Raw genomic sequence first — 21386 nt, forward strand, 5'->3', positions numbered from 1 at the left:
GCATGAAAAGAGCAGCTTATTTCATTCTGGCAGCAGCCGTTATTCTCCTGTTCTGTTATCTGGCTGGAAGCGCGGACCGATTAGCCTCTCCTTCGCCGCAGCCGGCTCAGGAAGGTGTGAAAGAATCCTCTCCGCAGCCGACGGCCTTCAGCATGGCGATATCCAACGGTGCCAGCCCTTATGCGGTGAATATGGCGGATCCATCCGAGGACCGCTGGGTCAAAGAATTGGAAGCGCTGACAAATACGAAGCTGTCCATCTCTTTGATCTCGCTGAAAGATTTCGACCGGCGCATGCCGGTTATTCTTGCAGGCGATACTTATCCGGATGTCGTGCAGATGATTGGCGGGGCAAGCTCGGCCGCCATGGCCGGATCGGTCCAGGCGGGACTGTTCCTTCCGCTAGACGACTGGATCAAGACCTATGCTCCGAACTTGTGGAAAGCGGTGCCGCCGGAAGCCTGGAAGGAAACCAGCTTTGAGGGGCATATTTATGGAATTCCGGCCTGGCTCGGCAATCCGTCGCGCCGGGCAACGTATATCCGATCGGACCTGCTGGCACAAACGGGCCAGAACATACCGAGAACCGTAGACGAATTTCTGGACGTGCTCCGCGCCTTCAAGAAGCTGGGAGTCGAAATTCCCTATGAGATGCGGGAGAATTTCAAGTATGCGGACGTCATTTTCGGCGCCTATGACGTGCTGGGTTACCAGTTTGAAGTCCGAAACGGTGAGGTGGTTCCGAAATTTTTGGATGAAAAGCATATGATGAAGGCGCTGCAGGTATACCGGACGATGCTGATGGAGGGACTCATCCCGGAGGATTTTGCGACAGTCTCGTCAACCGAATATACCCATGACATCGAAGCAGGCCGAGTGGGAAGCTGGACGGCGAACGCCGCCGGCTTGCTGGACTTCCGCACCAAGCTCAGGGCATCGGTTCCCGGGGCGCAAATCGATATCATCCCCTCACCGGAAGGGCCGGAAGGGTCGAAAGGCTACGGCTTGTACAGCTCCGTCATCAATTCGTTCTACATTAATAAGCATGTGCCCAAGGAAAAATTGATCGGCATTCTCCAATTTTTTGATTGGATGGTCTCGGACGAAGCTCAGCGTTTTTTTTCGTTCGGGATCGAGGGCGACACCTATACGGAAGACCATGGGACGATTGCGTATCATTTTCCGAAAACGAGGGAGGAGCAGGACGAGGAAACCTTCCGCGAACTGCTGTGGCTGACGCATGATCTGACGATTAACCGCGCCAGAACGGAACTGGTGCCGGGCGGGAAGGATCTGCTCCATGCTTTGGACGTGACGCTGCCCAAGGAAGGGCTGGGAAGCATCGTCTTTGTTCCCGAGCTGGAGTCCTTCAGCGCTTTTCCCGATCTTGCTTCGGAGCGGCCGAACCAATCCCCGCCTGTGATCGTTGACCATATGGTCAAAATGATTTACGGCAAGGAACCGATCTCGGATTGGCCGAAGGTCGTCCGGGAATACCGGGAACGCGGCGGTAATGCGATTATTCAGGAAGCGACGGCGAGGTACCGGGCCAAGCAGGGGGTGCTGATCCAGCACAACCGATAGGGATGCGACATTTCTTTCTCTTTTCGATAATGCAGCTGCGCTTTTTCTATCCGCTCTAGGAAGGGGTTTGATACAAGTGCGAGTTTTGATTGTGGAAGATGAGCCTGTCATTCAAAAAGGACTGGTTAAGATGGTTCAGCGTTATCCGGCTTCCTTCTCCGCGATTTATACCGCCGATGACGGGGAGGCCGCTTTCGAGACGATCCGGAATCTGGAACCGCACCTGGTGCTGACGGATTTGCGGATGAAGCGGATGGACGGACTGGAGCTGTGCGAACGGATACACCGGGAATTCAGTCATGTCCAGGTTGTCGTCATATCCGGTTATAATGACTTTCAGTATGCACAGCGGGCCATGGCGTACGGGGTCAAGCGCTATTTGTTGAAGCCGGTGACCCAGCAGGACGTACACGATACGCTGAAGGAGCTGATATCAGGGATGACCGGCAGCATTATTCCTGTGCAAAAATATGTGGAGTGGGCGCATCAGCTCGAGCAGAGCATCTGGCTGCTGCAGCGGGACGAAACGATACGCCTCATCGAAGAGGGCGAACGGTCGGGCTTGTTCGATGGGCTGAACGTGATCAACATGGAAGCGGTGCTGAGCGACTGCCTTGGCATGATCACAGAACGGCTGGAGAGCCGCGGCTGGAAGCCGCGTTCCGGTTGCAGGGGTACACAAGGCGCGTCCAACACGAAGAAGGAAGTCATGATCGCTTTTACCGCCAGTATGGACCGGATTCTCGAAGAGCTTCAGCTGATACGGAAAGGCAATTTCAAGGATCCGATTGAAGAAGCTAAAGCCTTCATCGACCAGCATCTGTCGGAGGACATCACACTGGAGGAAGTGGCCAAGCGGGTGGGTCTCGCCAGGACCTATTTCAGCGCCCTTTTCAAGAAAATGACAGGGGAGACCTTCGTGCATTACCGGATCAAAAAACGGATGGAAGAAGCGCGCAGGCTGCTTGCCGTACCGACCCTGACGATCACCGATATCGCGGTCAAGGTGGGGTACGAGGATTATCCCCATTTTACGAAGACCTTCAAAAATTTCGTCGGCGTATCCCCGTCGGAGTACCGGTCTTCCTTTGGCATTGAATGATGAGAGTATCCCTGAGGCTGAAGCTGCTTTTGTATTTTACCATCGTGATTCTTCTTTCCCTGTCTGCGGTTGGCATCGCCTTCTACAGCATTTCAGCCAAGCAGCTGCAAAAAAGCGCAAAGAGCCAAATGGTCCAGATCGTGGACAATGCCGTACATCATACCAACCTGTATTTGTCGTCTTATCAGCGGTCGATGGTGGCGCTGCTGACCGACCTCAGGGTGAAACGGTACATCGATTTGCCGGCTGACCGGGAGGAGTACGAAAATTACCGCTACATGACCGATATCCGGGATGCGATCGTGGATCCGGTGTGGATCCGCAATCCCGAGATCGAAGCACTGTACATCATCGGTTACTCCGGGAATGCGCTCTATTATTATAACGGCGGGTCGGAACCATCCTTTAAGCCGGATGATACCGCCAAACAGATCCGATATTTTAAGGAGAACACAGATGAAAGCGGCCGGTTGACCATTATGAATTACAGCATTTTAGGCGAAAAGACGCCGATGATGACGCTGATCCGCCGCATCCGCGGACTTCGTTCTACGGAAATGAAAGGTTTTGTGGGGATCGAGGTCAAGGCGGAGGAGCTGTCCACCCTGTGGAAGGGGATCGATCTGGGGAAGGACAGCTATTTTTTTATTGTCGACGGCGAAGGAAGGATTCAATACCACAACGATCAGACCAAGGTAGGATCGATCGTTCCGGCCAGCCTGGGCAAGCAAATCAGCGAGGCCGGCACCGAGATGTTCCGCAATTCGGCGGAGGGAATGGACCGGGTATACATCAGCCGCAAAGCCGAATACTCGGGGTGGAATCTGGTGGTGTCCATTCCGTACAGCCAGCTGCAAAAACCGCTTAACACGATACGCAGCTCCATTATCGTCGTTGCGGTCATTACGTTCCTGACGGCGTTATTCCTGGCGAGCCGGTTCGGCAAGTCGATTACTACCCCGATCCGGACGCTGATGAAGGGGATGAGCCAGACGGAGAAGGGAAACTGGAAGTTCATTCCGCTTCCGAAGCACCGGGACGAAATTACCGAGCTGATGATCCGCTACAACCTGATGGTGAACCGCTTATCGGAGATGGTCGATACAGTGTATCGCGCCGAGCTCCGGAACAAGGAAATGCAAGCCGAACGGCAGAAAGCCGAGTTCCAGTCGCTCCAGCTGCAGATCAACCCGCATTTTCTGTACAATACACTGGAAACGGTCGTATGTTACGCGGTTATTCAGGACTCGGACGAAATTACGGAGATCGTCGGGGCTCTGTCTTATATGCTGCACTATTCGGTACGGACCAATCTGGAAGAGATCACGGTAGCGAATGAGCTCAAGCATGTCATGTACTTCATGGTCATTATTAATCACCGGATCGGCCGGACGTTCGAGATTGATGTGCGGGTAAGGCCGGAGCTGCTTCTGCGGAAGATGGTCCGGCTCACGCTTCAGCCGCTGGTGGAAAACGTGTTCCAGCACGCCTTCAGGCAAGGGGTGGAGGATCATCATACGATCATCATAGATGCCGGCGAAGAAGGAGATTCCTTCTGGGTCAGCGTGCAAGACAACGGTTGCGGCATGGCCCCAGAGCGGCTTGAGGAGCTTCGCGCCAAGCTGAGCGAGAACCGGCTTGCCGACGAGGAGGACCGGGGCAGCGCGGGCGGGATCGGCGTACCCAATGTGCACCGGCGGATTCAGCTGGTGTTCGGCGAGGACTACGGCGTAACCGTGGAAAGCAGCCCCGAGTGGGGAACCCGGATGATCACGCGGATGCCGATGTCCGGCGTAAAAGAACTGAGCAGCCCAGCGGGGCAAGAGGCAGCCGCGCCTATCCTGACCCTGCCCATGGCGGGCAGCGGCTAGGCGCAAACAAAGAAGAACGTTAAGCAAATCCTGTATTCCGGAGCATGGAATACGGGATTTTTTTATGGTCAGACAACCGTAAAAAACCGCAAAAAAACACATCACGACAATAATTCGCCCCATGGGAGCTTCCCTGGTTAAGCCTTATGATGGGGACAGCAGCAAAGAGAATATCTTTTGCACTTTGCATGAAGAGAGGGGATTATAAGATGAAAAAATGGGTCAGTCTGATCCTCGCGGCAGCGCTTGTCACGGGTCTGACCGCAGGATGTGGAAACAAAAGCGCCTCGAGCGGCAGTGACGATGCGGCCGATGCATCGAAACCGGTGAAATTCAGCATTTCTTTAACCACAAGTGGAAACGCTTACGCGGAAGGCTCCAAGGACATTAACAACGAGAAATGGGTCAAGGAGGTCGAGAAGAGAGCGAACGTGGATTTGGACATCAGGCTGATTCCCTTGAAAGACTTCGATGCGAAGATGGCCGTCATGTTCGCCGGCGGCGATATTCCGGACGTCGTGCAAAACGTCGGCGGAGCAACGGATAAGTCTATGGCCGGTTCGGTTCAGGCCGGCGTGTTTATGCCGCTGGACGACTTGCTGAAAGAGTATGCTCCGAACCTGATGAAAGCCGTTCCGAAGGAAGCGTGGGACGAGGTGAGCTACAAGGGGAAAATCTACGGCGTGCCAACCTGGCTAAGCAACCCTTCCCGCCGCGCGACTTACATCCGGACCGACCTGCTGGAAAAAACGGGTCTGCCGGCGCCCCAAACGATGGACGATTTCCTGAACGTCCTGCGTGCGTTTAAAAAACTCGGCCTCAGCGCGCCGTATCAGATGAGGGAGAATTTTAAATACGCGGACATCGTATTTGGTGCGTATGACGCCCTGGGCTATCAATTTACCGAAATGAACGGCCAGGTCGTACCGAAGTTTTTTAACGCTGAAAATATGGAAAAGGCGCTGACCGTCTACAAAACGATGTATGACGAAGGCCTGATCCAGAAAGATTTCGCCACGATCCAGGCGCCTCAGTACAGCGAAAATATCGAAGCCGGCAATGCCGGCATGTGGACAGCCAACGCCGCCAGCCTTCTCGATTTCCGCACGAAGGTCGGCGCGGCGGTTCCCGGCGCCAAGGTCGATATCATCCCGTCACCGTTAGGGGACAACGGACAGAAGGGTTATGGATTGTACAGCTCGGTAAACACTTCGCTCTATATCAACAGCAAGGTCAGCAAAGAGAAAGCGGCCCGGATCATCCAAATGTTCGAGTGGATGCAGACGCCGGAAGCGAAAAACTTCTACAGCTTTGGCATCGAAGGCGAGGATTACACGGTCAAAGACGGAAAAATCGATTACAAGCTGCCGGAAGGCAAAGCCGCTCAGGACGAAGCCGGATTCCGCTCGCTGCTGCGCTGGGTCGGTGACGGAACGATCAACCGTGAACGGACCGAATTGCTCCCAGGCGGACAAGACGTGCTGAAGGCGCTCGATGATACGCTGGCCAAAGAAGGCGTGGGCGGGATCGGATTTGTACCGGACCTGGAATCCTTCAGCCAGTTCCCTGACTTGGCTTCCAAGCGTCCGGACCAGGCGCCAAAGCTCATCATCGACCACATGGTCAAAATGATCTACGGCAAAGAGCCGATCAGCGATTTTCCTAAAGTCATCGAGGAGTATAAGCAAAAGGGCGGCGATGAGATCGTCAAAGAAGCCACGAAGCGTTACAACAACAAAGACGGAATTATCGATCAGCAAAGCCGCAAATAGGTTGATTTCAGGGAAGCCTTTCACGCGAAGGGCTTCCTCCTGTTAGGAGGGGAATGAATATATGGGCAGGAAAACTGGAGACGGACGGAATAAGCTGAAGCTTCTGACCCCTTCATCCTGGTGGGGAGCCAAGTGGAGGGAGGCGCTGCCGGCAGGCAACGGAATAACTGGAGCAGCCGTGTATGGCGGAGTCCATTTGGAAACGGTCATGCTGACGCACGGCGGCTTGTGGTGGCAGAGCCGTACGCCGGATCTGCCCGACGTGAGCGGCCGGCTTGGAGAGATGCGCCGGTTGATGATGGAGGGGAAGGAGGCGATTGCCGAAAATGTATTGGTCGACGGTTTGAAGGAGCAAGGTTACGATCCGGTCATGGCCGTTCCGCTGCCGCTTGGCGACCTGAACTTGAGCATGGACGTAAGTGAAGGCTTTAAGGACTACAGCCGGGAGCTGGACATGGAAACCGGTGAAGTAACGGTGCGCTGGCAGGACGGGCATACGCGTTATGAGCGGGCGTTGTTCGTATCCCGGGCGGACGATTTGATCGTCTATGAGCTACGGTCGTCAGGGCCAGAAACGATATCGGCGAAGATCGCCCTTGACCTGCATCATCGCGGGGATGTCAGGCGTCCCCCTGGCAGACCTGACGCTCCATTACCGACAGGAAGCGAATCAGGGTCCGAAGGTGAGTTCATATGGTGTGCCGCATACCATGACGACGGCAGCGATTTCGGTGCCGTCGCTCGGGTGATCACGGTCGATGGCAGGATAAGCAGCATGTCCAGTGGGTCCGTTCTTGAAGGCGCCACGCAGGCATTGATCCTGGTTAAACTGTTCGTTCATGAGCCGCGTCAAGCGGCCTGGAAACGGTTGAAACACGAGCTGGCCGCAGAACATCGGTCTTACAGCGAGCTGCTGCAGCCGCACATTGAGGAGCATGAACGCTTGTTTCAGCGGATGACGCTGAATCTGGATGCTCCCGGACGAGAGGCATCGAACGAAGAGCTGCTGCTGCAAGCCTACCGTGGCGAAGCCCCGCTTGCCATGCTGGAGAAGATGTGGGCCTACGGGCGTTATCTTCTGATTGCAAGCTCGCGCGAAGGCGGGGATCCCTGCCATTTATACGGCTTATGGTGCGGGGAATATCGCGGCTTCTGGGCGTTCCATATGGCCAACGAGAACCTGCAGATGATGTATTGGCAGGCGCTCACGGGACATATGCCCGAGCTGCTGCTGCCCGTATTCGATTACGTGGAGCGGCAGATGGACGATTATCGCCGCAACGCGCGCTGTATCTATGGCTGCAGGGGGATCTGGATCCCTGCGCCGACCGCTCCGGACTCCGGCCTGCTGAAGACGATCGCGCCCCACATTGTCCACTGGACCGGGGCGGCTGGCTGGATCGCGCAGCACTATTATGATTATTACCTATACACGGGCGACAGGGAATTTTTAAGAAACCGGGCCCTGCCGTTCCTGCGGGAGGCGGCTTTGTTCTATGAAGATTTCCTGATGACCGGAGACGATGGTCTGTACATCAGCTGCCCATCCAATTCGCCGGAGAACCGGCCGAGTAACGGAGCGGGTGGACCCAAGGGAACGGCAATGAACGCGACGATGGATTTTGCCATCGCCAAGGAAGTGCTGACCCGGCTGGTTGAGGGTGCCGCTAAGGAAGGAATGTATGCTGAAGAAGTCGATGGCTGGAAAGACATGATCGCCAAAATCCCGGCGTATCAGGTTAATGCAGACGGCGCAGTCCGAGAATGGATGCATCCTGCTTACGAAGATCAATACCATCACCGGCACCAGTCGCACCTCTATCCGGTGTTTCCGGGCAAAGAGGTAACGCGTGAGACCGATCCCGGTCTGTTCGCAGCCTTTGAGACCGCGTTAAGAAAGAGGCTGGTCGTTGGATTAAAAGAGCAGACGGGATGGTCACTTGCTCATATGTCCAATTTGTACGCCCGCATGGGTGAAGCGGATAAGGCGCTGGAGTGTTTGGATCTGCTGGCCAGATCAGCCGTGATCAATAATTTCTTTACGCTTCACAACGATTGGCGCGGCATGGGCATCGGCTTGGATATGGAGTGGGCTCCGTTTCAGATTGATGCGAATATGGGCATGACGGCTGCGCTTCAGGAAATGCTGCTGTACTCCGATCCCAACATGATCCGAATCCTCCCAGCCCTGCCGAAGCGATTCCTCTCCGGAAGCGCCGCTGGAATGCTGGCATGCGGAGGCTACGAGGTAGACATTGCCTGGGACAGGAAGAATGGCACGCTTGATGTTCGGCTCCAATCTTTGAGAGCTGGAGGCTCCGTTACCCTCGTGCTCCCCGAAGCTTGCAACGGCTTCCGGGACGGGGGCAGACTGCCTGAGAATCGGCAAATCCACATCTTGCTTGAACAGGGAGAATCCCTAACCTTGCAGTTGACGTTCAGCTAATGAGAGGGGAGAGACAAGGATCATGAATATATCTTCATTATTAGAAGAAATTATGCGTCTGCCTGTGATCGATACGCATACGCATTTGATAGGAGATAAGCTGTGCGCGGCTGACTTTTGGGAGATCGCCGATTATTTCTGGTTGAACCAAGAACTGCAGACGGCAGGATATCCGAAGGATGCGGCACAGCTGCCGGTTTCGGAGCGGGCGGAAGCCTTCGTCAGAGCTTACAAAGCTACCCGTAATACGATGATGAATCGTGCTTTTACGGCGATTATGGGGGATTTATACGGAATCACCATCCATGACACGGCGTCTGTGCTTCAGGCGGACGAAGCTGTACGCACGCAGAGAAATACTCCAGGCTGGGCTCAAAGCGTGGCCGACCGGCTGCATGTGAAGCGGTTTGTTGTGAACCGCCCTGAACATGCCGTATTTGACGGTATGCGGGAGGATGCCCTTCTGTTGCCCCGGATCGACGGATGGTTGCCGGAGCTTGCCGCCGGCATCGTCTCCTCCGCAGCCCATGAACGCCAAGACCGTTTCGCGCAGGCGAAAGCGTTCATTTCCGAGCAATTGAAGTCCTATCATGAGATGGGCTGTCCGGGGATCATGACGACGCTTCCCCATTATGAGGCTGCGGCGCATGAGGATTATAAGCTTGAAACCGCGGGGCGGACCGATGAGGTCATGATGCTGCTTCTCCATGAAATCTGCTCCGGTCTGCAGGAGCGGGACATGTTCCTTCAGCTGTTCCTCGGCGTGGAACGAAGATGGGGGAGCAGTTCGGCCGCTCCTGTGAACGATCCGCTCCGGATCGTAAAGCTGTATGGCTTGTTTGAGCGTTACAACATCCCGTTTGAGCTGGTGGTTGCATCGGAACTGAACAATTTGGACGTCGTACAGGCGGCCTGGAATTTTGCCAATGTTCACGTAGGCGGCATGTGGTGGTATAACTTCCGTGCCAGCACATACACGCAGAGCATGCAGTACCGGCTCGAGGCGTTATCTCCGCTCAAAAGCTCGCTGATCGTCTCGGATGCGCGCTGCATCGAATGGACGTACGGCAAGCTGCTGATCGTGAAGCAGCAGCTTGCTCGTTTTCTCGATGAGCAGGTCAGGGATGAATGGCTGAGCCGTGAGGATGCGCTGGCACTGGCGGCGGAATGGCTGCATGGCAGTTCGGCAAAACGGTACGGGTTGGCGGAATCGACGGTCTGATCGTGAAACCGGGACCGCTGAATTGTGAAAGACGCGTGCCATTTGGCAAAACAGAAAGGTCGAGAAACTAAATGATGAACGGAGGGAGAACGTGACATTTTCACTGCTTGACCGGATGCTGCCTGCCCCCATGGAAGGGGGCTTTCGGATGGAAGGCTGGTGGGTATGGTGCGGGTCGGTCGTTCGCGGAGAGGACGGACGCTTTCATATGTTTGCGTCCCGGTGGCCAAAGTGGCTGCCGATGCACCCGGGCTGGCTGCTCCGTTCGGAAATCGTCCGAGCCTCGTCCGATACCCCGGAAGGACCCTATACCTTTGAAGAAACTGTGTTCCCAGCGCGGGGAGCGGAGTACTGGGACGGAAGGAGCACCCATAACCCGCACATCATCCGGTATGGAGACAAATATTTGCTGTATTACATGGGATCGACGCATCCCTTCCCTGAGCCGCGGCCAGGAGAGACGGTGGAGGCGGACGACTGCCGCGTCATTGCGGCAAGGGCGAACAAGCGTGTCGGCATGGCCGTCGCCGACAGCGTCTATGGGCCGTGGAAGCGTCTCGATACGCCGATTCTGCCGACGAGGCCGGGCAAGTTCGACAGCTTCCTGACCTCGAATCCGGCGCCATGTATCCGGGAGGATGGCTCCGTGCTGCTGGTTTATAAAGCCCGGCAGTATGAGGGCACGGCCCATGGGCAAATGACGCTTGGCGCAGCAGAGGCAGCAGGATATGAAGGGCCATATCGCGTAATTCAGGATACACCGCTGTTTCCGCCGGAACGGTTTCATATCGAAGACCCGTTCATTTGGCGCACGGCGGAAGGGTATGCCATGATCGCGAAAGACATGGATGGGAAGCTGTGTGGAGAGAAGCACGGCGGCATTCTGGCACTTTCTCCGGATGGCAGGGACTGGAGGCTCGCAGACCAGCCCAAATTCTACTCCCGGCGCGTCCGATGGGAGGACGGATCGGAACGTTGGATGGGCAGCTTCGAACGGCCCTTCCTGCTGTTTCAGGATGGACAGCCGACGCATCTGTTCGCCGCGGTTGCGGACGGACCGGGGGGCTTCCGGCAAGCAGAACATACCTGGAACATGGTGATTCCGCTGCGGACTTCACCTTGAACTAAAAATGGAACATTCAATTACAGGAGGAGATCATATGGGAGAGACTGTTTCCAAACAAAAGGGTAGCGTAGGGAGCTCGGCGCTTATTTCGGAATCCGTTCAACAGTGGGCGGAAGGGGCTTGGCAGCAAATCGTAAACAAAGTAGAGCGCACCAGTCAGCGGATTGGCGTCAGTTTTCCGCATGCATCCGTCAACGGGGTCTATGACAACATGCGCCCGTCCTGGTGGACAGCCGGCTTCTGGCCGGGGATCTTGTGGCATATTGCCGCAGACGGGCACCATCCAGGGCTGCAGGGGATTGCCGAGCTAATTGAGGAGAAGCTGGACGAACCGCTGTATTCGCTCGCTGTGCATCATGATGCCGGATTTATATGGACGCTTTCGGCCGTGGCCGACTACCGGATTACCGGCAGCGAGCGTTCCAAACACCGCGGGCTGATGGCCGCCGCCCAGCTGGCAAGCCGCTTTAATGTAAAAGGGAGCTTCATCCGCGCCTGGCATGACCTGGAGCAGGTGAACCGGGCAGGCTGGTCCATCATCGACACGGTGATGAATCTGCCGCTGCTGTATTGGGCGTCGGAGGAAACGGAGGATCCGCGGTTCCGTCATATCGCCGCGGCGCATGCAGATACGGTGCTGGCGCATTTTCTGCGTCCGGACGGATCCAGTTATCATATCCTAGAATTTGATCCCGAGTCGGGCGAACGAATCGGTGCCATGTCCGGTCAGGGGTATGCGGAAGAATCCGCCTGGTCCCGAGGCAGTGCCTGGACCATCTACGGACTCACCCTGTCTTATATTTACACGGGAGAAGAACGCTTTTTGACTGGCGCCAAGCGGGCCGCCCATTTTTTCCTGGCGAATCTGCCGGAGGACCATGTGCCGCACTGGGATTTCCGGGCGCCTGAAGAAGGGGGCAAGCCGCGGGATACTTCGGCCGGGGCCTGCGCGGCATGCGGGCTGATCGAGATGTCCCGTCTGGTACCCGAGGCGGAAGCGCGGCTGTATCTCCGTTCTGCGGAACGCATCGTTCGCTCTCTGCAAGAACATTACGGGACATGGGATATGCCGGGGGAAGAAGGCCTGATCCTGTCCGGCACATCCAATCTGCCGGGTGGAGTGCATATCGATACGCCGCTGATTTACGGCGATTATTTCTTTGTTGAGGCGGTATCCAAGCTGCGCGGCTCGGCGCTGAGATTGTGGTAATGTGTATCAGCACTGAGGCAGTAATTCAGCGTGAAAGGAGATATGACGAATGAAACGAGAGGCCGAACAACAAGTCCAACAGACAGCAGCAGGGTCCGCGCCGGAGAACCTGCTTGATGATCCTTTTCAACTAGAGACAGCCCCTGATGGTCCTCAGTCTGAGGAGCAAAATCACCGGATGGAATGGTGGAGGGAAGCCCGGCTGGGCCTGTTCATCCATTGGGGACCCTACGCACGGCCGGCAGGCGAGTGGAAAGGAAAGGAGATCCAAGCTTCCTACAGTGAGCACATCATGCTGCGCGCAAAGATTCCGGCCGTTGAATATGAAGAGATGGCGGCAGGCTGGAATCCTTCTTCTTTTGACGCGCTGAAGTGGGTGCGTACCGCCAAAAAGGCCGGCTTGAAATATATCATTTTCACGGCCAAGCATCATGACGGATTCGCCATGTATGATTCGCATGTGTCCGATTACTCCATCGTCCAGCATGCGGTCTTTCAAAGAGATCCGCTCCGGGAGCTGGCGGAAGCATGCGAGCAGGAAGAAATGGTGCTGGGTATTTACTACTCGCACGCCATGGACTGGCATGATCCCGATTCCCAGGGGAACACCTGGGACTACCCCAGCAATATCGGTGCATACGATGACGTGGAGAGCTGGGTGCACGATTCGGATAAGCGAAGCCGCTTTGAGCGTTATCTGAATAATAAATCACTACCTCAGGTTCGCGAGCTGCTGACGGATTACGGGAAGGTCGGCCTCATGTGGTTCGACTGCGGCGGAAAACTGACCCGCGAGCAGGGGAAGCAGTTTCTGGACACTGTATACTCGCTGCAGCCGGACTGCCTGGTGAACAGCCGGGTGTGGAAGGCTCCCCTCGGGGATTACTCCAATACGTCCGACAATCAGCTGACCACGCGGACTTTGCGCCAGGATTGGGAGAACATCATCACGCTTAACGATTCATGGGGGTACAAAAAATCGGATCACAACTGGAAATCTCCCGCATCCATCATCCGGCAGATGGTCGATGTCGTCAGCAAAAACGGCAATTTGGTCATCAATATCGGACCGACAGAGACGGGAGAGTGGGATCCGGTATCCGAATCGATTTTGCTGGAAATCGGCGGTTGGTTAGATACATACGGAGACAGCATTTACGGGGCGGGGCCATCCCCGACGGCAAGGCCGTCCTGGGGCAGGTGCACCGTGAAAGGAAACATGCTGTATCTGCATGTCTTCGACCGGCCAACAGACCGGAAGCTGGTCGTTCCCGGCCTGAAGACGGACGTTCTAAATGCCTATATGCTGAAAGACGGCAGGGAACTGAAATTGACCCGGTTATCGGAAAAGGATGTAGAGATTGAACTGCTTGAATCGGTGCTTTCCGAAGTGAACGAATTTTCCAAACCACAAGTCATCGCCATCCTCTGTTCCGGTCCGGTCGATGGCAATCCGGTGGGACTATTGGACTCACGGGAAGGCAGCATCCTTGAATTAGGCGTATTCGATGCCGAAATATCCGGAGCCGGACTGAAGTATGATACCGGGAAAAAGGGCCGTGACAACCTCCTGGATTGGACAGACGAAAGTGCCGAGGCGGTCTGGTCTGTCCGGACCCTGGGGGCCGCAGATTTCGACGTGCGCATCGAATATGGCAGCGATGACGCCGAGGGTGGAGGCGGCGGGACCTACCTGGTGACCACCGGAGACCAGTCACTGCGTGCTCAGGTGCAGCCGACCGGCGGACCGTATGACTTCCGTGAGTTTTACGTGGGAAAGCTGCGTTTTCCCGAAGCAGGGGAGTATTTGATCCGGCTTCAGGCGGAAAGAATTACGGGCCAATATTTAATGCAGCCCAGATGCTTGAAGCTGCAGCGTTAACCCGAACCGGATTGTGTTGAATTACGGAAAAGGAACCATTGCCTCTGCAAGCAGAAGACGGCGGTTCCTTTTTTCTTGACTTGGCTTCCTTATATCGCAAGAGAAACTGCAGCTTTAAGCAGCGGTCTGTCCTCCTAGAATGTACTTCGGTCGGTGTTTCTCTCAAGATCCTCCCGTCTGTTTTCCTTTTCGGGAAAAAAGCTTCTTCATTAGGACAACGGCTGCCAAAGCAAGGGGAATCCAGATTTGGAAAACCGGAAAGTCGTACATCAGATTTCGCGTGAATCCGATCCAGGTATGGTAAATAAAATTGGGCGCGGCGAAAGAAATGGTATAAATAAACGCGCCGACGATGACCGTTAATTTTTTGTGGCTCATCTTTACCAGATAGGAAAGGCCAATGACCGCCCCCAAGTAAAAAGCCGTCATTTTCACAAAGATGCCGATATAAATCAGCAAAATTATGACCGGATCGAGCCGTTCGAGAAAATCAGCGATTTCGATCAGGCGGACCGATCTGAGCATGGGGAGGGTGGTAATGCTTAAGATTTGGGGGCTCAATATCGTTAAATTCAACAAGTTGAATGTCAGCAGCAGGATTCCCACAAACAGGTAGGAATAGATCGATAGCTTGGACAGATTTTTTTTGTTGTTCAAATGCTTCCAAAACGCAAGAAACACGACAACCTCGCCAAACGGGAAGCTGATGACTTTCGGAATGGCTTCCCTGATCACAGGCATGATGCCATGCTCGAGCACCGGCTGAAGCCGCTCCAGATGAATATTTTTAGAGACGATGAACATCAAGAAAATCAGGAAATAACCCAGGATGGTAAAGGGGAGCAGAAATTCGACGACACGGAAAAAAACTTCCGTTCCCTTGGAAATCGCATAGGCGGACAGCAGAATCATGATCAGCATCAGGAGGGACAGCGGCGTTTTGGGAAGAAAGGAAATGTTGATAATGTCCCCAAACTCCCTGGTGTTTCTCATGGATTCATAGGAAAAATAGAAAATATAAGCGATCGTGACGATCGTTCCCAGAATACGACCCAGCTGTTGGTTCAGGATTTCGAAGAGATTGCGGTCCTCGTTCCCCTTTTGGATGAAAAGGTAAACCAGGAGCAGGAGCAGTCCGGCCAGCATCGCGACTATGACGACCAGCCAGGCGTCCTGCTTGGCTCCCACGCCCAATTCGTATAATGGGGAAGTTCCGATCAAAAACAGGATCATCATCGCGATCAGCTCGTATTTGTCTATTTTTTGCAAGTAGGGGCACTCCTTCCGCTAGAATTTTTGGTCTTTGAGCAAGCTGGAGTACGGCTTGGTAATCATGTTCGTATGCTCAATGTTAATCTTGACCTGCACGCGCAGGCTGATTTCCTCGATGGGACGCTTCGTTTTCATCAGTTTTCTCCAAGTAGAGGGATCTTTACGATGTATCGCGTTCATGAATCCGGCCAGATCCACGTTCATTTCCTGCAGATGGCTCCAGGTCTCCATGACATCGCCGCCGATTTGTTTGCTTATCGTACGTTCTAAGTCCCGAACGACCCCAGGATTCTTTAAGTCCAGGTTGCAGCCGGATTCGTCGATCACTCCCGTTGCGGAAATTTTGGCGTGGATGACTGATTTCCCATGGATGACCTTCGGTTCAAGTTTGGTAGACGATTTCAGCACTCGATAGCTGAGCAGCTGATTTTCTTGGCCTTTTGCGGTGCACGGAATCACGACCATCATGCTGCTGACACGGTCGGAGAGCCACGCTACGGAACGGCTATCTTTTTGATCGATCCAACCCACCAGCTTGTCCTTACGGAATACTCCCAGCTCTCCGAGCTTAATGACCGCATCATTTCGCGTCGATTTCAGGGCATCGAGGGAGGACTGCTTGGTCAAATCTCCGGATACCTCAAGTTCTGGCGCCATGGCGCTTTCATCCAGACTGGCAACCATTCTGGCGAAATCGATGAGCCGCATGTTTTGAGCCTGGGACAGATTTTTCTGGCTTTGATCGATGATCCGTTGAATGGCGTTGCCGGATATTTTCTCCAAAGGGATCAGCACTTCCAGCAAATTGGAAGCTTTGCCCTTGGTCAAGAGGACGGACATGGTCTCCCTGCTCTCGAACGGACGAAGGAAAAAATCAAGAATTTCTCCGACTCCTTCTTTCCGGGCCACATCTTCGCTAAGAATAAGGACGGAGTTATGGGCAAAAAAGAGCTTCCTTGATGTTTCCAGGCTGGCATTCTGCATCGCCTCGGCGATTGAGCGCCCCTTGGTTGAGAAAATGGTCGTCGGAGACTGGCTTCCTGCACTGCCGCCGCCTGTCTGGGTGGCAATCGACTGCGGAATGACGACCTGGAACGAAATCTCCCATTTCCCGTTGCTGCGGTCGATGGACGTCGCAGAAATGATGCTCAGCGTATTCAATTCTTGGCTGTCCCAGCATCCGCTCGTCAGCAGCGCGACAGAAAGCATGAGAATCATAATGCCCAGTCTCCGGAGCATCTTTTCCACCTCTTCGTTTGACCTGGATGTTCACTGCTCTTGTTCATCTTTCGATGGCGACGGTTTTTGGATTGATTTTTGGCGTTTGACGTTTTTCTGGCTGATTAAGGTAGGCCTTTTGATCATGGCCCACCAAGGCACGCGTACCAACGAGTCCTTCTGGTCGGAAGTAGTAAAGGGCGCAAGCGGAATCAAATAAGGGATTCCGAAGGACCGCAGCCCTGCCAAATGGATGAGCATCGCCATTAATCCTGCAATGATACCAAACAGTCCCAGCGTGGCTGCCAGCAGCATGAATCCGAAACGAAGCAGCCGAGCCGAATTGGATAAGCTGACCGACGGAGCGACGAAGCCGGCAATGGCGGTAAAAGCCACGATAATAACCATCGCGGCCGATACCAAACCTGCCTGAACCGCCGCTTGTCCAAGCACGAGCGCGCCGACGATCGAAATCGCGGACCCGATCGCCCTTGGCATCCGCACCCCGGCTTCCCGCAAAACTTCGAAAGTGATTTCCATGGCAAGCGCTTCGACAAAGGCCGGAAACGGGACGCCTTCCCGCTGGGCCGCGAGGCTGATGAGCAGGGTCGTCGGCAGCATCTGCTGATGAAATGTGGTGATCGCGATGTACATCGAGGGCAGGAGCATGGAAAACACAAATGCAATGATCCGCATCAAGCGCAGAAACGTCGCGATATCGAATTTTTGGTAATAATCCTCGCTGGACTGGAACAACTTAAAAATCGTAATGGGGGCAATAAGCACAAAGGGGCTCCCGTCTACGAGAATGGCTACTTTCCCTTCCAGAATGGCCCCGGCGATAGCATCCGGCCGCTCGGAATTCGTAAGGGTTGGAAAAGGCGTAAAGGTGGCATCCTGGATAAATTCCTCTATATATCCGCTCTCCAGAACGCTGTCGATGTCAATCCGGTCAAGCCTTTTTAAAATTTCCTTCACCACGTCATCACTAGCGATACCATGAATGTACATAACGGCTACGTCCGTTTGGGTTACGCGGCCGATCGTTCGGTCGACGATCCATAGATTCGGATTTTTGATTTTGCGGCGGATTAATGACGTATTGATCCGAAGGTTTTCCGTAAAGCCTTCTCTTGGTCCCCGGATGACGGTTTGGGACTGGGGTTCGTCTACACCGCGCTGTTCCCCACCGGCTGAGGATGCTGATATTCCCTTGGCTGTACCATCTACCAGAATGACCGTATTGCCGGCAAGAATGGCGTCAAACAGTTTCTTCATGGTATCGATGTCCGTGACTTGGCCAATGGCTAAAAACCGGTGTTTGATCCAACCCAGTACCTGCTTTGGCGGGTCCAGCGAACAATCCGCATCGGCCTGGATCTGCGTCAAAGATTTCAAAATGGAATTGTTGATAATCTGCTCATCGGCCAAACCGTCGGTGTAGATGACGGCGACATGGACAGGTTTTCCCAGGGCCTGGTCCAACCGACGGATTATAATATCGGAACTGTCGCCCGTCATTTCCTTGATCGTTTGGACGTTAACATCCAAGTATTTGGAAAGAGGCGTTTCAGGCATATTAAATTCCGAAGGCTGCTCGTTTTTGTCATGATTTTGTTTGGAATCACCGCTGGAATCTTGTTTGGATTTGAAAAAAGGCCGCATCCTAATCCTCACCTTGAAATTTATATTCTGCTTCATCGTTGCCTTTTTCGGAGGAACTTAAACTAGGGGCATCGATAGAGGATCGCTCTTCAGAAAACGTGCCGGAAAAAGCAAAACAGACGGCTGGCGGCCGTCTGTCGCGATTTATAAACAAGCAATAGACTGAAGGAAAATCATTACCTTTCGGCGTCCACAACTTGCGGGTCACTGCGCAGCGGAAACCAGCCGGGAATACTCATCATGAGGCTCCACAGCGGTTCGGGAATCGATAAATCCTGCAGGTCGAGAGGGGAGATGGACGTTCGGATCTGCTGTTCACGGCCTTCCAATACCAACTGTACCCAATCCGGTTCCATGATGAGCTCCCGTCCCAGGGCGATGAGCGGGATGCCGGAGGACAGCGCCTCCAGTGCATCATCGGGCGTGTAAATGCTGCCGACGCCAATAATGGGGATACGCGAGCCGACGCGCTCCTGAAGAATCGCCAATCGTGACCGGCTGTCCTGAATCCCCCTTCGCGGAACGGAGCGGAAGCTGGTCAGGGATATATGAAGGTAATCGATCCCTGTATCCAACAGTGCATCGACGAACGAGAGGGTATCGGCCATCGTAATGCCCGGCGTTCCCGCCTCTTCAGGCGAAAACCGGAAGCCGACCAGGAATGGTTTTTCAGACTCTTTACGAACGGTCCGAAGGACCTCGCGAATAATGGTTAAGGCCAGCGTCATTCTATTCTCCAAGCTCCCTCCATAACGGTCCGTGCGGCGGTTCGTCATCGGGGAAAAAAATTGATGCAGCAAATTCCCGTTTCCGCCGTGAATTTCCACCCCATCAAATCCGGCGTTGACCGCTCTTCGGGCTGCTTCTGCATAAGCATGAATGATGCCTTCCATTTCCTGCTCGGTGAGACTGCGCGGGACGGGGGCTCCTTCCCGGTCTTCCGGGATGTTTCCGGCGCTGACGTAATCGCCTGTCTTGGAGCCTTGTCTGCCAGTGTGGAAAATTTGCAGCACGGCCTTGGCTCCGTTTCCCTGGATCGTCGAGGCAAGCCGGCGGAGTCCGGGAATGAGGGCGTCGGTGTCGGCACCGGGCGCACCAGGCATTCCTCCTTGCTGCAATACATACGTTGCCGCTGTGATGACCATGGCAGCACCATGAGAACGCCGTTTGTAGTATTGAATTTCCTGTTCGGAAATGGAGCCGTCCGCATTGGAACTCATATGGGTCATCGGAGACATCACGATTCGGTTTTTTAAAGAAATGTTGGCTGACGGAAAATGAAATGGATCAAAAAGGGGGGAGTACGATTTCTTCATTGGGTGACAACTCCTTCGTAACGATTCTTTTATTGAGCTTGTTATGATTATAAGAGGAGAAGCAGCATCCCGTAAGAACGCAAAATCTTTGGATATAATCCAAATACCTGGACCAACTAACATAAAGTTAGCTTGATTTATCATCATGTTCTGCATATAATGGACATTACAGGTCCATAATAAATGCGCTGTTATGGTTTGCTGCTTGAAAAGGAGGAATCCAGCATGCAATTTTCAAAAAGTACTGCATACGGTTTACACGCCTTGATGCTGCTGGCGAAATCGGAACGGGGCCGCAACGTGGGAATTAAAGAACTGTCCTCATCTCTGGGCGCTTCCGAGAGCTATTTATCCAAAATTATGTCCAAGCTGCGGCAGGATGGGCTTGTTCGCGCAGTTACCGGTGTGAACGGCGGCTATGAGCTTGCCCGGGCCGCCAGTGAAATTACTTTTCTGGACGTGGTTCAGGTTCTCGAAGGACGTCAGCACTTGTACGAATGCTTTCACGGGAGCGACCATCCGCTGCCGTCCCTGGAAGCTGCGGGGGACGAACCGGAAACGCCGGAATTTGCTTTCGGCGAAGGATGCCCGGTCAAACAAGTGATGGATGCCGCGGAACTGCAGATGAACCGTTATCTTCAGCAGCATACGATCCAATCGGCACTGAACCAGGCGGGCTCATGTGATGCCCATACGGCAAGCAAGAAGTAATAGACTTCTTGCGCATTTATTATGGATAAAAAGGATCTATAAAGGGAGGAATTAAAATGTCAGAAGTATTGTTGGATGCGGTTATTATCGGAGGCGGGCCAGCCGGCATGAGCGCAGCGCTTGCGCTGGGCAGATCAAGACGTTCCGCGGTGGTCATTGACGAAGGCCGCCCGCGGAATCGGGTAACCCATGAGATGCATAACTTCCTGTCTCGGGACGGTATCGCTCCCGCGGAGTTTCGGCGGATCGCTCGAGAACAAATCAGTCAGTATCCTGCAATCAAGTTTGTACAAGGGAAGACGGAATCCGTGGAAGGAAGTGATGGCGACTTCCGGATCCGCACGGTTGACGGAAAGGTGTTCCGCAGCAAGAAGCTGTTGTTTGCAACCGGCAAACGAGACCTACCTCTGGATATTTCCGGGCTGGATGAGGTATACGGCAAAACCGCGTTTGTCTGCCCCTATTGCGACGGCTGGGAACTGCAGGACCAGCAGCTCGTGATGATTGCCAAGGGCGAAGGAGCGATGCATTTATCCAAAGTGCTGATGGGATGGTCTACGAATTTAACGTTATGCACGAACGGCCCGGATGAATTGAATGCGGAACAGCGTGAAGAGCTGGAGCGCCACGGCATTACCGTTAAGGACTCGCCGATTCACAAGATTGAGTCTGAAGAAGGCAACGTAAAGCAGGTACTCCTGGAGAACGGCGAATCCGTTGCCTGCACCGGAATTTTCTTTGCGCCGAAACTGGCCGCTGCCACTGACCTGCCGCAGTCGCTGGGCTGCGAAGTGTCGGAATCCGGAAGCATTGTGGCCGATCGGATCGGCAAGACCAATATCCCCGGTGTATTCAGTGCCGGAGATGCCGCTTCTGACATGTATCAAGCCATTGCTGCGGCTTCCATGGGCGCGTTGGCAGGCATGGGCATCAATGCCGAACTGCTGGAAGAGGCATGGAAATCGGTTCGCTGAATCGCAGCCGATGGAT

Annotated in this window: 15 protein-coding genes; 11 read left to right on the top strand and 4 right to left on the bottom strand. The window is 54.2% G+C overall.

The window, feature by feature from the left end:
- The first annotated feature begins 2 nt into the window (after positions 1 to 2).
- From GCU45_RS31825 to GCU45_RS31865, 9 genes are all read left to right on the top strand, one after another.
- The gene (locus tag GCU45_RS31825; RefSeq protein ID WP_152404014.1) at positions 3 to 1583 is read left to right on the top strand and encodes an extracellular solute-binding protein; all 1581 of its coding nucleotides are present in this window, start codon (positions 3 to 5) and stop codon (positions 1581 to 1583) included.
- A 76-nt stretch (positions 1584 to 1659) separates the two neighbouring features.
- Positions 1660 to 2685, top strand: coding sequence for a response regulator transcription factor (locus GCU45_RS31830; protein ID WP_145133942.1), 1026 nt, complete (start codon positions 1660 to 1662; stop codon positions 2683 to 2685).
- Positions 2686 to 2714: 29 nt separating this feature from the next.
- Positions 2715 to 4556 carry a cache domain-containing sensor histidine kinase gene (locus GCU45_RS31835; protein WP_244364697.1) on the top strand — a complete coding sequence of 614 codons (1842 nt, stop codon included), beginning with the start codon at positions 2715 to 2717 and terminating at the stop codon, positions 4554 to 4556.
- Between the two features lie 209 nt (positions 4557 to 4765).
- A complete protein-coding gene (locus tag GCU45_RS31840) occupies positions 4766 to 6328 on the top strand; it encodes an extracellular solute-binding protein (RefSeq protein WP_152404018.1) in 1563 nt (520 codons plus the stop codon).
- A 61-nt stretch (positions 6329 to 6389) separates the two neighbouring features.
- On the top strand, positions 6390 to 8774 hold the full coding sequence (locus tag GCU45_RS31845; protein ID WP_152404020.1) for a glycosyl hydrolase family 95 catalytic domain-containing protein: 2385 nt from the start codon (positions 6390 to 6392) through the stop codon (positions 8772 to 8774).
- Between the two features lie 22 nt (positions 8775 to 8796).
- The gene (locus tag GCU45_RS31850) at positions 8797 to 9996 is read left to right on the top strand and encodes a glucuronate isomerase (RefSeq protein ID WP_152404022.1); all 1200 of its coding nucleotides are present in this window, start codon (positions 8797 to 8799) and stop codon (positions 9994 to 9996) included.
- A gap of 115 nt (positions 9997 to 10111) precedes the next feature.
- Positions 10112 to 11119: a glycoside hydrolase family protein gene (locus GCU45_RS31855; RefSeq protein ID WP_152404709.1), complete on the top strand. Its 1008-nt coding sequence runs from the start codon at positions 10112 to 10114 to the stop codon at positions 11117 to 11119.
- A gap of 37 nt (positions 11120 to 11156) precedes the next feature.
- Positions 11157 to 12332: a glycoside hydrolase family 88 protein gene (locus GCU45_RS31860; protein WP_152404024.1), complete on the top strand. Its 1176-nt coding sequence runs from the start codon at positions 11157 to 11159 to the stop codon at positions 12330 to 12332.
- Positions 12333 to 12381: 49 nt separating this feature from the next.
- On the top strand, positions 12382 to 14214 hold the full coding sequence (locus GCU45_RS31865; protein WP_152404026.1) for an alpha-L-fucosidase: 1833 nt from the start codon (positions 12382 to 12384) through the stop codon (positions 14212 to 14214).
- A gap of 162 nt (positions 14215 to 14376) precedes the next feature.
- Here GCU45_RS31865 and GCU45_RS31870 read toward each other — a convergent pair whose 3' ends face one another.
- The 4 genes from GCU45_RS31870 to GCU45_RS31885 form a co-directional block, all read right to left on the bottom strand.
- Complete coding sequence (locus tag GCU45_RS31870; RefSeq protein WP_152404028.1) at positions 14377 to 15483, bottom strand: GerAB/ArcD/ProY family transporter; 1107 nt, start codon at positions 15481 to 15483, stop codon at positions 14377 to 14379.
- Positions 15484 to 15501: 18 nt separating this feature from the next.
- A complete protein-coding gene (locus GCU45_RS31875) occupies positions 15502 to 16725 on the bottom strand; it encodes a Ger(x)C family spore germination protein (RefSeq protein ID WP_152404030.1) in 1224 nt (407 codons plus the stop codon).
- 30 nt (positions 16726 to 16755) lie between these two features.
- A complete protein-coding gene (locus tag GCU45_RS31880; RefSeq protein ID WP_425281311.1) occupies positions 16756 to 18369 on the bottom strand; it encodes a spore germination protein in 1614 nt (537 codons plus the stop codon).
- 176 nt (positions 18370 to 18545) lie between these two features.
- A complete protein-coding gene (locus GCU45_RS31885) occupies positions 18546 to 19685 on the bottom strand; it encodes an NADH-dependent flavin oxidoreductase (protein WP_152404032.1) in 1140 nt (379 codons plus the stop codon).
- Positions 19686 to 19910: 225 nt separating this feature from the next.
- On the opposite strand from GCU45_RS31885, the gene GCU45_RS31890 reads away from it, so the two are divergent.
- Together GCU45_RS31890 and GCU45_RS31895 are read left to right on the top strand one after the other, a co-directional pair.
- Entirely contained in the window at positions 19911 to 20396 is a 486-nt protein-coding gene (locus GCU45_RS31890; protein ID WP_105443148.1) for an RrF2 family transcriptional regulator, read from the top strand.
- 56 nt (positions 20397 to 20452) lie between these two features.
- Positions 20453 to 21370 carry an NAD(P)/FAD-dependent oxidoreductase gene (locus GCU45_RS31895; RefSeq protein ID WP_152404034.1) on the top strand — a complete coding sequence of 306 codons (918 nt, stop codon included), beginning with the start codon at positions 20453 to 20455 and terminating at the stop codon, positions 21368 to 21370.
- Positions 21371 to 21386: the final 16 nt, after the last annotated feature.

It is taken from the genome of Paenibacillus cellulositrophicus, assembly GCF_009363095.1.
In the GTDB taxonomy this organism is placed as follows: domain Bacteria; phylum Bacillota; class Bacilli; order Paenibacillales; family Paenibacillaceae; genus Paenibacillus_AQ; species Paenibacillus_AQ favisporus.